The organism is Streptomyces montanus (genome assembly GCF_005786655.1).
GTDB classification, from domain to species: Bacteria; Actinomycetota; Actinomycetes; order Streptomycetales; family Streptomycetaceae; genus Streptomyces; species Streptomyces sporangiiformans.
On sequence record NZ_VBZC01000065.1, the window covers coordinates 13,356 to 25,162 of the forward strand.

The 11,807-nt window shown below is 71.3% G+C and carries 14 protein-coding genes; 10 read left to right on the forward strand and 4 right to left on the reverse strand.

The window, feature by feature from the left end; translation table 11 throughout:
• The coding region (locus FE633_RS47920; RefSeq protein WP_425473290.1) for a hypothetical protein at window positions 1-406 on the reverse strand (406 nt) is incomplete at its 3' end.
• Between the two features lie 426 nt (window positions 407-832).
• Here FE633_RS47920 and FE633_RS38715 point away from each other — a divergent pair.
• The 6 genes from FE633_RS38715 (at window position 833) to FE633_RS38740 (ending at window position 6,274) form a co-directional block, all read left to right on the forward strand.
• Window positions 833-1,762: a segregation and condensation protein A gene (locus FE633_RS38715; protein WP_425473289.1), complete on the forward strand. Its 930-nt coding sequence runs from the start codon at window positions 833-835 to the stop codon at window positions 1,760-1,762.
• Window positions 1,759-2,421 carry an SMC-Scp complex subunit ScpB gene (gene scpB / locus FE633_RS38720; protein WP_138049848.1) on the forward strand — a complete coding sequence of 221 codons (663 nt, stop codon included), beginning with the start codon at window positions 1,759-1,761 and terminating at the stop codon, window positions 2,419-2,421. Before FE633_RS38715 ends, scpB begins: the two co-directional genes overlap by 4 nt.
• Window positions 2,421-3,485 (forward strand): pseudouridine synthase, encoded by a 1,065-nt coding sequence (locus FE633_RS38725; protein ID WP_138049849.1) that lies wholly within the window; start codon window positions 2,421-2,423, stop codon window positions 3,483-3,485. Before scpB ends, FE633_RS38725 begins: the two co-directional genes overlap by 1 nt.
• Before the next feature lie 422 nt (window positions 3,486-3,907).
• Window positions 3,908-4,510: a TIGR03086 family metal-binding protein gene (locus FE633_RS38730; RefSeq protein WP_138049850.1), complete on the forward strand. Its 603-nt coding sequence runs from the start codon at window positions 3,908-3,910 to the stop codon at window positions 4,508-4,510.
• Between the two features lie 28 nt (window positions 4,511-4,538).
• Entirely contained in the window at window positions 4,539-5,270 is a 732-nt protein-coding gene (locus FE633_RS38735) for an NUDIX hydrolase (protein ID WP_138049851.1), read from the forward strand.
• Window positions 5,267-6,274, forward strand: a complete 1,008-nt coding sequence (locus FE633_RS38740) for an ADP-ribosylglycohydrolase family protein (RefSeq protein ID WP_138049852.1) — start codon at window positions 5,267-5,269, stop codon at window positions 6,272-6,274. Before FE633_RS38735 ends, FE633_RS38740 begins: the two co-directional genes overlap by 4 nt.
• Before the next feature lie 62 nt (window positions 6,275-6,336).
• On the opposite strand, the gene FE633_RS38745 is transcribed toward FE633_RS38740, so the two are convergent.
• From FE633_RS38745 to FE633_RS38755, 3 genes are all read right to left on the reverse strand, one after another.
• On the reverse strand, window positions 6,337-7,086 hold the full coding sequence (locus FE633_RS38745; protein ID WP_138049853.1) for a nucleotidyltransferase domain-containing protein: 750 nt from the start codon (window positions 7,084-7,086) through the stop codon (window positions 6,337-6,339).
• Window positions 7,087-7,173: 87 nt separating this feature from the next.
• Window positions 7,174-7,758 (reverse strand): DUF6529 family protein, encoded by a 585-nt coding sequence (locus FE633_RS38750; protein ID WP_138049854.1) that lies wholly within the window; start codon window positions 7,756-7,758, stop codon window positions 7,174-7,176.
• 104 nt (window positions 7,759-7,862) lie between these two features.
• Entirely contained in the window at window positions 7,863-8,534 is a 672-nt protein-coding gene (locus FE633_RS38755; RefSeq protein ID WP_138049855.1) for a hypothetical protein, read from the reverse strand.
• Between the two features lie 290 nt (window positions 8,535-8,824).
• On the opposite strand from FE633_RS38755, the gene aroH reads away from it, so the two are divergent.
• The 4 genes from aroH to FE633_RS38775 all read left to right on the forward strand — a co-directional run bounded on the left by aroH (window position 8,825) and on the right by FE633_RS38775 (window position 11,803).
• Entirely contained in the window at window positions 8,825-9,187 is a 363-nt protein-coding gene (gene aroH / locus FE633_RS38760) for a chorismate mutase (RefSeq protein ID WP_119099627.1), read from the forward strand.
• Window positions 9,184-10,269 carry a prephenate dehydrogenase gene (locus tag FE633_RS38765; RefSeq protein ID WP_138049856.1) on the forward strand — a complete coding sequence of 362 codons (1,086 nt, stop codon included), beginning with the start codon at window positions 9,184-9,186 and terminating at the stop codon, window positions 10,267-10,269. Before aroH ends, FE633_RS38765 begins: the two co-directional genes overlap by 4 nt.
• Before the next feature lie 179 nt (window positions 10,270-10,448).
• The gene (gene cmk, locus FE633_RS38770; protein ID WP_138049857.1) at window positions 10,449-11,144 is read left to right on the forward strand and encodes a (d)CMP kinase; all 696 of its coding nucleotides are present in this window, start codon (window positions 10,449-10,451) and stop codon (window positions 11,142-11,144) included.
• Window positions 11,141-11,803 carry a lysophospholipid acyltransferase family protein gene (locus tag FE633_RS38775; protein WP_138049858.1) on the forward strand — a complete coding sequence of 221 codons (663 nt, stop codon included), beginning with the start codon at window positions 11,141-11,143 and terminating at the stop codon, window positions 11,801-11,803. Before cmk ends, FE633_RS38775 begins: the two co-directional genes overlap by 4 nt.
• Window positions 11,804-11,807: the final 4 nt, after the last annotated feature.

Consider the following 11,807-nt stretch of genomic DNA (forward strand, 5'->3'; position numbering starts at 1 on the left):
GCCCGCCCACAACGCCGACGGGTCCGACGCCGCACCACCTGCCGCCGGACCGGAAGCGAGCGCAGGCGGGGAGCGCGACGCAGCGTCTGTTGCCGCGCGCGGAGAAGACGCCGACGAGGGCGATGACGCACCGCCTGCCGCCGCGCCGGCAGAGAACGAAGACGACCAAGGCAACGCACGGTCCGTTGCCCACCCCGAGGCTCCCGCCACTCCCGCTCCTCACGAGGCTTCCGCCGCCCCCGAGGTTCCCACCCCGCCCGGCGAAGGCGCCGATGCCGCCCAGCCGGCCGATGCCGCTGAAGTTGGCGAGGGTGCTGAGCCGGTTGGGGTCGCTGCGCCTGACGAAGTCGCTGAGCTTGCCAGGGCCGTTGAACCCGCGGGATTCCGCGAAGCTGTCGGAGCCCACAGGTCTGCCGCAGCCGCTGAGCCCGCCAAACCGGCCGCAGCGGCCGAGCCAGCCGGAAGCGCCGGGTTCGCCGAAGCCGGCGAGCTGGCCGGGCTCGGTGCAACTGCCCAATCGTCCGGAGCCGCCGCAGCCGCCGCAGCCGCCGAAGCCGCCAAGCTGGCCGAGTCCGCCGGGGCCGCTGGGGCTGCCGAAGCTGCCGAGCCCGGCGTAGCCGACGAGCTAGCCGGGCTCGCCGGAGCCTCAGAAGCTGCCAAGATCGCCGGGGCCGCCGGGGCCGCCGGGGCCGTCGGGTCCGCTGGGGCCGCCGAAGCTGCCGAGCTCGCCGCAGCCGGTGAGTTGGCCGGACTGGCCGCAGCTGCCCAATCGTCCGGAGCCGCCCAAGCAGCCGAAGCCGCCAAGCTCGCCGAGTCCGCCGCAGCCGACGAGTTGGCCGGACTCGCTGCAGCCGCCCAATCCGCCGAGGCCGCCGAAGCTGCCAAGCTCGCTGGGGCCGCTGGGGCCGTCGGGGCCGTCGGAGGTGGGGAAGGCGTCCAGCCCGGGGCGGCTGATGACGGGGTCTTCAAGGTGCGGCTTGTGAACTTTGAGGGGCCCTTTGATCTGCTGCTTCAGCTGATCTCCAAGCACAAGCTCGATGTGACCGAGGTCGCTCTCTCCAAGGTCACGGATGAGTTCATGGTGCACATCCGGGCCATGGGGCCCGACTGGGACCTTGATCAGACGACCGAGTTCCTCGTGGTCGCCGCGACTCTGCTCGATCTCAAGGCCGCCCGGCTGCTGCCGTCCGCCGAGGTGGAGGACGAGGGGGACCTGGCCCTGCTCGAAGCGCGGGACCTGCTGTTCGCACGGTTGCTGCAGTACCGCGCGTACAAACAGATCGCCGAGATCTTCAGCGGGCGTCTCGAAGAGGAGGCCCGCCGCTACCCCCGCACCGTCGGACTCGAGGCGCACCACGCCGAGCTGTTGCCCGAGGTCGTCATCCGCATAGGTGGGGAGGGGTTCGCGAAGCTCGCCGTGAAGGCGATGCAGCCCAAGCCCAAGCCGCAGGTGTACGTCGACCACATCCACGCCCCGCTCGTCAGCGTGCGGGAGCAGGCGGAGATCGTCGTGGCGCGGCTGCGGGAGGCCGGCGAGGCCACCTTCCGGGCGCTCGTCGAGGACACGGACGACACGCTGACCGTCGTGGCCCGTTTCCTGGCCCTCCTGGAGCTGTACCGCGAGAAGGCCGTCACGCTCGACCAGGAGGACGCCCTGGGCGAGCTGCTGGTGCGCTGGACCGGCGGGGACGGCGACGAGCAGCCGACGGTGACGGACGAGTTCGACAGGCCCCCCGAGGTGCCCAAGGAGGAGAAGGCGTGAGCGAGGACACCACGGAGGACACCACGGAGGCCCCGGCAGGGCTGCCCACCGTCGCGGACCTCGACCTCAGGCCCGCCCTGGAGGCCGTCCTCATGGTCGTGGACGAGCCCGCGACCGAGGAGCACCTCGCGAAGATACTGGAGCGGCCCCGGCGGCAGATCGCGGACGCGTTGCGCGCGCTGGCCGACGAGTACACCGTCCAGGGCCGCGGCTTCGAGCTGCGGCTCATCGCGGGCGGCTGGCGGTACTACACCCGGCCCGAGTACGCGGCGGCCGTCGAGCGGTTCGTACTGGACGGGCAGCAGGCCCGGCTCACCCAGGCCGCCCTGGAGACGCTCGCGGTCGTCGCGTACCGCCAGCCGGTCAGCCGTTCCCGCGTCTCGGCCGTGCGAGGCGTGAACTGCGACGGTGTGATGCGCACCCTCCTGCAGCGCGGTCTGGTCGAGGAGGCGGGCGCGGAACCCGAAACAGGTGCGATCCTGTACAGGACGACGAACTACTTCCTGGAGCGGATGGGCCTGCGCGGCCTGGACGAGCTTCCGGAACTCGCGCCCTTCCTCCCGGAGGCGGACGCGATCGAGGCCGAGACACAGGAAGGCGTACCGTCGTTCGATCCGGATGCACCGGACGCAGATGACGACACTACGACGGAACTTTGATGCGAAGCAGCGGTAACGGCAGCGGTAGGAACAGCGGGCGCGGGAACTCCCGAGGGGCGGGTAACGGACGCGACGACAAGCAGAAGCGCGCCGGAAAGCCCCGCCCCGAGGAGCGCCGTTACGACGTGGGTCCCGGTGCCTCGAAGGACGGCCCCAAGTCCGGGCGCGGCTCCTCCGCGCGCGGTGGCGCCAAGGGCGGTCCCAAGCAGGGCCAGCAGCGAGGCGGCCGTACGGCCCCGTCGCGCTCCCGCGAGTACGAGACGCGCGCCGAGGAGCGCAACCGCGATCGGTACGCGGACAAGAAGGAGGTCAAGCTCCCCAAGACCTTCCCCGGCGCCGAGCAGGAGGGCGAGCGCCTGCAGAAGGTGCTCGCGCGCGCGGGTTACGGTTCGCGGCGTGCCTGCGAGGAGCTGATCGAGCAGGCCCGGGTCGAGGTCAACGGCGAGATCGTGCTCGAGCAGGGGCTGCGCGTCGACCCGGAGAACGACGAGATCAAGGTCGACGGGCTGACGGTGGCCACGCAGTCGTACCAGTTCTTCTCGCTGAACAAGCCCGCCGGTGTCGTCTCGACGATGGAGGACCCGGAGGGCCGGCAGTGCCTCGGGGACTACGTGACGAACCGTGAGACGCGGCTCTTCCACGTCGGGCGGCTCGACACCGAGACCGAGGGCGTCATCCTGCTCACCAACCATGGCGAACTGGCGCACCGGCTCACTCACCCCAAGTACGGCGTGAAGAAGACCTACCTCGCGCACATCGTGGGACCCATCCCGCGTGACCTGGGCAAGAAGCTCAAGGACGGCATTCAGTTGGAGGACGGGTACGCGCGCGCGGACCACTTCCGCGTCGTCGAGCAGACGGGCAAGAACTACCTCGTCGAGGTCACCCTCCACGAGGGCCGCAAGCACATCGTGCGCCGCATGCTCGCCGAGGCCGGCTTCCCGGTCGACAAGCTCGTGCGCGTCTCCTTCGGGCCGATCACGCTCGGCGACCAGAAGTCGGGCTGGCTGCGCCGTCTGTCGAACACCGAGGTCGGGATGCTGATGCGCGAGGTCGACCTCTAGGCCCTGGCCAGCACCCTCTCCCCGCCTTCGTCACGGCCGGTCCCGGATTCGACCCGGGCCCGGCCGATGTGTTTTCGCCGCCCGGCCGGTCTGTACCGGTGAGTGAAGGCATGAGCGAAGGGAGCGGACGTGGCGGACACCGCGGATCGCGAGGAGTTCGAGTGCTTATGGGCTCATGGGGCAGCCCTGCCGATCACCACCCACACGGGTCTGACGGCGCTGGAGAGCCGTGGGAGCCTTCCCGTGCCGTCCGGGTGCTCCGGGGCCGGTCTGCCATCGCAGACGCCTGAGGAGGCGCTCAGGGCGGCGCTCAAGGCGCCTGCCGGGGGCGTGCCGAGCCCACCCGCCGGTGGCCCCGCTTCGGGATGCCCCAGGAGCTGTCATGAACGCGGAGGAACTGTCATGAACGTCGAGGTGCTGTCATGAACTCCGGGGAGCTGCTGGAGCGTTCGCTCGCGTATGCGCTGGGGAGCGTGGCCGAGACCGAGCCGGGGAGCCTGGGGCGGGCCACGCCCTGTGCCCGGTGGGACCTGGGGGAGCTGCTCGGGCATCTCGACGATGCGCTCGACGCGCTGTACGAGGGGGTCACCGGCGGGCGGATCGGTCTCTTTCCCGGGGTCGGCGGCCGCCTGGATCCCGTGTGCGGCTTCCGTCGGCGGGCCTGTGCGCTGCTCGGCGCCTTTGCGGCCCTGCCCGAGGACGGGTGCCGGGTGACCGTGGGGGACCGGCCGCTGGACGCCCGCGTGATGGCCGCCGCCGGCGCCGTGGAGATCGCCGTGCACGGCTGGGACGTGGCGCAGGCCTGTGGACGGCCGCGACCGGTTCCGGCCGCGCTCGCCTCCGAGCTGTTGCCCGTCGCGCGGTGTCTCGTCGGGGACGAGGACCGGGGTGTGCGCTTCGCCGAGCCGGTCGACGTGCGGCCCGGTGCTCATGCCTCTGCCTCCGATCGGCTGGTCGCGTTCCTCGGACGTCGTCTCGACTCCTCTTTGGGACGGGGTTGCCGGACCTCGCCTCCTTCTTTATAGTCTGAGTGACTATTAAAGGAGGTGGGGGATGAACGCACCCGAGGGCTACGACAAGCACGCCTTCGAGCCCTTCGCCGTCACCGTCGACCTGGCCGTGTTCACGGTCCGCGCGGGCGCACTCCAGGTGCTGCTCGTCGAGCGAGGACAGGACCCGTACGCGGGCCAGTGGGCGCTCCCCGGCGGCTTCGTACTGCCGGACGAGTCCGCCGAGAGGGCCGCCCGGCGCGAACTCGCCGAGGAGACCGGCCTCGTGGACGTCTCCGGACTGCACCTGGAGCAGTTGCGCACGTACAGCGAGCCGGACCGTGATCCCCGGATGCGGGTGGTCTCCGTGGCGTACACGGCGCTGCTGCCCGACCCTCCGGAGCCGCGCGGCGGCGGGGACGCGGCACGCGCCCAGTGGCTCCCGTGCGACGGGCTCGGGCCGCTCGCCTTCGACCACGACCGGATCCTCGCCGACGCCCGTGAACGCGTCGGCGCCAAGCTGGAGTACGCCTGCCTCGCCCCGGCCTTCTGCCCGCCCGAGTTCACGCTCGGCGAGCTGCAGCAGGTCTACGAGGCGGTGTGGGGGACGGTCCTGGACCGTCCCAACTTCCGGCGCAAGGTCCTCGCCACGCCCGGCTTCGTCGAACAGATCCCCGGCGCCGCGCGCCTGACCGGCGGCCGGGGCAAACCCGCGGCGCTGTACCGCGCGGGCGCCGCCACCGCGCTGCACCCACCGCTGCTGCGACCGTCACCGGAAGGACGACCGTCATCATGAACAAGCGTGCCGCCACAGGGGCGTTGACCGGACTGGCGCTCGGGGACGCCCTCGGTTTCCCGACCGAGTTCAACGACGTGCCGTCGATCCTCGCCAAGTGCGGGCCCTGGCGGGAGATGGAGCTGCCGGACCCCGCCTACGTCACGGACGACACACAGATGACGCTGGCGCTCGGGCGGGGGCTGCGGACGGCCATGGAACGGGGGTTCCTCGGGCCCAGGCGAATGGAACGGCCCGTGCGCGAGGAGTTCGTGGACTGGTACCAGTCGCCGGAGAACAACCGCGCACCCGGCCACACGTGTCTGGTCGCCTGCGAGAAGCTGAAGGGTCCGGACCGGCCCTGGCAGGAGGCGAGCCAGATCGGATCGAAGGGGTGCGGTGCCAACATGCGGGTCGCGCCGCTCGGGCTCGTACCACAGCTGAGCGACGAACAGCGCGCGGGAGCCGCCCAGTTGCAGGCCGCGCTCACCCACGGCCATCCCACGGCCCTCGCCGCGTCGGATCTCACCGCGCACGCGGTGCGGCTGCTGGCGCAGGGCACCGAGCCGACGGGGCTGGTCGGCCTGCTGCGCTCGTACGCGTACGAGAACCGCACCCGCTACCACGACCAGTGGCTGGGCGACCTGTGGACCCGCGGTGAAGACCCGACGCCGACCCACTTCATCGCGCGGGGCTGGGACGAATGCCTGGAGATCCTGGACCGGCTGCAGAAGGCCGTGCGCTCGCCGTCGCCCGAGACGGACCCGTGCCTGGCCACCGGCGCGGGCTGGACAGCCGAAGAGGCTCTCGCCACCGGCCTGCTGTGCTTCCTGCTCTTCCTCGACGAGCCGGTGACCACGTTGCGCAGGGCCGCCTGCACCTCGGGAGACTCGGACTCGATCGCCTGCCTGGCAGGCGCGTTCGCCGGCGCGTACATCGGGGCCGACGCATGGCCTACGGAGTGGGCCGACAGGATCGAGTACCGAGAGGAATTGCTGGCGCTCGGAGCACTCTGGGACGCTTGATCGACGACCCACGAATCTGCTGCCGACGGAAGCCCTCGTGGGGCTGCGCGAGCCCGAGCAGATCAGCGCTGCCGGATGCCCCCACCGCCGCCGTTTACGGCGCTCTGCATGACCTGGTCGTCCGGGTCCGGCTCTAGTGCTGACGCGCGGCGTACGCGGACGAGGAAGTCCTGTACCCGGGCGCGGTCCGGGACCGGCGGGAGGGGACTGAGGGCGGCCGCCTCGTCCGCTTCCCTGGCGAGGCGGGCCATCCAGGACTCGACCGCCGGCCACGCCACCTCACCGCGCCGCACCGCGAGCAGGCGTTCGCGGTGGTCGCCGACATCGAGGGTGAGCGCGCCCGTGCGGAGCAGATCGCGGCAGCTTCCCAGCAGGCGCAGCAAGTGCATGGCGTGTTTCCAGCGCGGCGCACCGTGGTTGCGTACGTCCGCTTCCAGCTTCTTGTGCTGGCCCAGCGCGTAGCGCGCGAAGGTGTCGTGCGCCTGGCGGGACAGGAACGCGTCGCGCAGGGCGAGGAGTTCGCGACCTGTGTCGTCGGCGTACTCGACGAGCGGGGAGTGCAGGCACTCCAGGATGTTCGGGTTGGCGCGCAGGGCCAGTTCGCAGAAGCGCTCCAGTTCCCAGCTGAACTGCTCGTCCGCGGGGCCGTCGACGTGTGTCGGTGGCTTCTCGAAGCGCCAGAAGAGCGGGGTGGGAGCCAGGAAGACGCCCCTCAGGTCCGTGTCGCTGGTGTCCGTGGCCAGGCCGAAGGCGCGGGAGCCCATGACGCAGGAGTAGATCGTGTGGTCGCGTACGAGGTCCTCGGGCGTCATGCGGACGAGGGTAGGCGTGGGTTCACGCCAGGTGGATCGAATTTCCGGTGATCGTGATCTCCTTGCAGCGCCGCGTCGAGCGGATCGTCATGCAGTCACCCCGAACGTGCGGAAGAACCAGAGGGCGGAGGTCAGCCAGACCACCGTGAGCGCGGCGAAGACGAGCCCGCCGACGACGGGCAGCATCCAACCGGGCAGTCGCTCCGAGCGGAGCAGCAGCATCTTGGCGCTGAAGGCACCGAAGAAGAAGCAACCCAGGAGCGAGTGCCATAAAACGCGCGGTTCGTATGTCTGATAGCCCAACGCGTACAGACAGTGCACCGCCACCGGTACCGCCACAAGAAACGCGATTCGACCCGACCAGCGGTGCAGCACCGAGGACCAGCTCGGGCCCGGCAGCTTCCCGTACATCATCAGTGCCGAGACGAACTGCACCACGGCGAAGCCGATCGCCACCGTGGCCAGCCACGACTTGACGGCGCCCGTGCTGTTGAAACCCGCGAGGTTGAACGTGGTGCCCTGCGGGTCGTGCACCTTCCCGTACACGCCGAGGACGACCGCGACCGCGCCCGCCACCAGGGCCGGGACGAGGTAGCGCGTGGCCCGGGGGCGACGGTGGGAGGGGTCGGGCGAGGGGAAGCCCTGGGTGGCGGCGTTCGGGTCCACGGTCATGGTCGGCTCCCTGCGGTCAGGGGGTGCGAGTACCAGCGAGTACCAGGGGGTGGGGGGCGGCGGAGCGGCGCCGGTTACGGGGTCACGGTCACGGGGTCACGGGGTCACGGGGTCACGGGACGGGCGGTGAGCTGCTGACCGTCGACCGTCACGGCGCCGGTCTCGGGGTCGATGCGGGGCGCGGCCGAGGGTGTGCCGTCGCGCTTGAGGATGCCGACCTGTCGGCCGCCCGGGAGCACGATCCAACCGCCGTCGATCGCGGCGCCGCGTACGGAGGCCGTCGCCCGGTACAGCCCGGAGGGCTTGAGGGCCTTGTCCGCGGTGAACCCGTACTCCCGCTGCCCCATGTCCACGGTGCCGCTGATCCGCTTGCCGTTCAGTTCGCCGGTCAGCACGGCGCCCTTCTGGCTCGTCAGCCGCATGCCGCCGTCGTCCTCGACGTCGCCCTTCAGCCACGACTCCTGGTCCCGGCCGTCGCAGAAGTACGCGATCGCCTTGCCGTCGCGCAGTGAGACCGCGACCGCGGAGGAGTCGTCGTCCGTACGGCCCGCGTAGTCGCCGTTGGGCGGCGTGGTCTTCGACGGACCGGGGGACGGCGACCTCGTGCCGGGGGTGGGCGAGGGGGTGGTCGGCGCGGCGCTGGGCGAGGCGACATCGGGCGACGACTCGTCTCCGGCCGCCGAACTGCGCGTCCCTGTCGTCGCGTTGAGCGACAGCATGAACAAGGCGAGCAACAGTCCCGCGAGGAGCGTGAAAAGGGGTCCGGAACGCTTCATCTTGCCTCCCCCGAGGCGTGGCGCGGACGGCCTCCTGCCATGCAAGCGGACGCGCGGGCCCGGCGTCCAGAGGCGCACAGGCGCGACTTCGCGGAGATTTCCGGACGACTTCGCCCCAAGTGGCGGGAAGGGGTGATTCAGGTGCCATTGACGTGGGTCGAGGCCGGGGACGCACGGGGCGGTCCCGGCCGGCGACCGTCTCAGCGGGCGGGCGCCGCGTCCCTGCCCGCCGGTGCTGACTACGCTGGATGTGCAGAGAGCCGATACGTACATCAGCAAGGAGCAACACCGTGGCGGTACGAGCGGTCCGCGGCGCCGTCCAACTGGAGCGGGACGAGGCCGGACACATGAACGAGCAGGTCAGCGAGCTGCTCACCGCCATCCTGGAGCGGAACGGCCTGACGACCGACGACCTCATCAGCATCTGGTTCACGGCGACGCCCGACCTGCACAGCGACTTCCCGGCGGCCGCCGCGCGCAAGCTGGGCATCGTCGACGTACCGCTGATCTGCGCGCAGGAACTGGACATCGAGGGCGCGATGCCGAGGGTCGTACGGGTCCTCGCGCACATCGAGTCCGACAAGCCCCGTGCCGACATCGCGCACGTCTACCTGGGCGCCGCGGCCGCACTCCGCAAGGACATCGCCCAGTGAGGACCGCACTCGTCATCGGTACCGGGCTCATCGGCACGTCGGCGGCCCTGGCCCTGGCCAAGCGTGGCGTAGCCGTCCATCTCGTCGACCACGACCCCGAGCAGGCCCGCACGGCGGCGGCGCTGGGCGCCGGCACGGACGAGGAGCCCACGGGCCTCGTCGACCTCGCGATCGTGGCGGCGCCCCCGGCGCACGTGGCCGGGGCGCTCGCGGACGCGATGCGGCGCGGCGTCGCGCGCGGCTACCTCGACGTGGCCAGCGTCAAGGGCGGGCCGCGCCGCGAACTGGAGTCGCTGGGCCTCGACCTGTCCGCGTACATCGGTACGCATCCCATGTCGGGCCGTGAGAAGTCTGGCCCGCTGGCCGCGACCGAGGACCTCTTCGAGGGCCGCCCCTGGGTGCTGACGCCGGCCCGGGACACCGACACCGAAGTGCTCAACCTCGCCCTGGAGTTGGTGTCGCACTGCCGGGCCGTGCCCGTCGTCATGGACGCGGACGCCCACGACCGGGCCGTCGCGCTCGTCTCCCACATGCCCCACCTGGTGTCCAGCATGGTCGCCGCGCGCCTGGAGCATGCCGAGGAGACGGCCGTACGCCTCTGTGGCCAGGGCATTCGTGACGTGACCCGGATCGCCGCCTCCGATCCGCGTATGTGGATCGACATCCTGTCCGCGAACCCCGGCCCGGTCGCCGACCTCCTCGCGGACGTCTCCGCCGACCTGGACGAGACCGTGCGGGCCCTGCGTGCGCTCCAGTCCTCCGACGAAGCCAAACGCCTTGAGGGCACCACGGGCATCGAGGACGTCCTGCGCCGCGGCAACGCCGGCCAGGTCCGCGTCCCCGGCAAGCACGGCGCCGCCCCCACCACGTACGAGAGCGTCGTCGTCCTCATCGACGACCAGCCGGGCCAGCTGGCCCGCATCTTCGCGGACGCGGGTCACGCGGGCGTCAACATCGAGGACGTACGCATCGAGCATGCGACTGGGCAGCAGGCCGGTCTGGTGGAGCTGATGGTGAAGCCGTCGGTGGCGCCGGTGCTGACGGCGGCGCTGCGTGAGCGAGGTTGGGCGATTCGGCAGTAGGGGCCCGGTGGGTGGTGCCGGCGCTTCGCGTCGTCGCCGGGGTCGGTGCTGCTGGTGCGTTGATCGTCGTGGGGTGGCGGTAGGGCCCGTAATTCGGGGCTCAGGGAGCCAGTAACCTTGTGCGGGGCGCGATCGTGCCCGTCAGCCCACCACCCCGTACCAGGAAGGTGCCCGCACCCGTGGAAACCACCGCCGCCCGGACCGCCCCGGCAGTGATCGTCGCCATAGACGGCCCCTCCGGCACGGGCAAGTCGAGCACCTCGAAGGCCGTCGCGGCCCAGCTCGGCCTCAGCTACCTCGACACCGGCGCCCAGTACCGGGCGATCACCTGGTGGATGGTGAGCAACGGCATCGACGTCACCGACCCTTCCGAGATCGCGGCCGTGGCGGGCAAGCCCGACATCGTCTCCGGTACGAACCCCTCGGCGCCGGCCATTACGGTCGACGGCACGGATGTCTCGGGGCCGATCCGCACCCAGGAGGTCACCTCCAAGGTGAGCGCGGTCAGCGCGGTGCCCGAGGTGCGCGCGCGGATCACCGAACTGCAGCGCTCGATCGCCAAGTCCGCCGAGCGGGGCATCGTCGTCGAGGGCCGGGACATCGGCACGACCGTGCTGCCCGACGCCGACCTGAAGATCTTCCTCACCGCGTCCCCGGAGGCCCGCGCCGCCCGCCGCAGCGGTGAGCTCAAGGGCGCCGACCTCCACACCACCCGCGAGGCCCTGCTGAAGCGGGACGCGGCCGACTCCAGCCGGAAGACCTCGCCGCTCGCCAAGGCGGACGACGCGGTCGAGGTGGACACCTCCGACCTCACGCTCCAGCAGGTCATCGAGTGCGTGGTCACCCTCGTCGAGGAGAAGCGAGCGACGAAGTGACGGACGCACCTTCCGCGCGCGGTGCCGAGGTCGGGCGGCGCATCGGCGTCGGCCTGATGTACGGCCTGTGGAAGCCGCGGGTGCTCGGCGCCTGGAGGGTTCCCGCGACCGGCCCGGTGATCCTCGCCGTCAACCACTCCCACGTCATCGACGGCCCGATGGTCATCGGCGTCGCGCCGCGGCCGTCGCACTTCCTCGTCAAGAAGGAGGCGTTCGTCGGTCCGCTCGGCCCCTTCATGCTGAGCGTGGGGCAGCTGAAAGTGGACCGCTCGACCGCCGACCGCACCGCGATCACCCAGGCCCTCGGGGTCCTGGAGAGCGGCGGCGTCCTCGGGATCTTCCCCGAGGGCACTCGCGGTGAGGGCGACTTCGCCTCGCTGCGCGCCGGGCTCTCGTACTTCGCCGTACGCAGCGGAGCGCCGATCGTGCCGGTCGCCGTCCTGGGAAGCACGGAGAGGCGCGGACGGTTGGTAAAGACGTTGCCCCCGCTGCGCAGCCGCGTCGACGTCGTCTTCGGCGACCCGTTCGAGGCGGGCGACGGCAGCGGGCGGCGTACGCGCAAGGCGCTCGACGAGGCGACCGTGCGCATACAGAAACAGCTCACCGCGCACCTGGAAAACGCGAGGCATCTCACCGGGCGCCGAGCGACACTCGAGTAGTGGA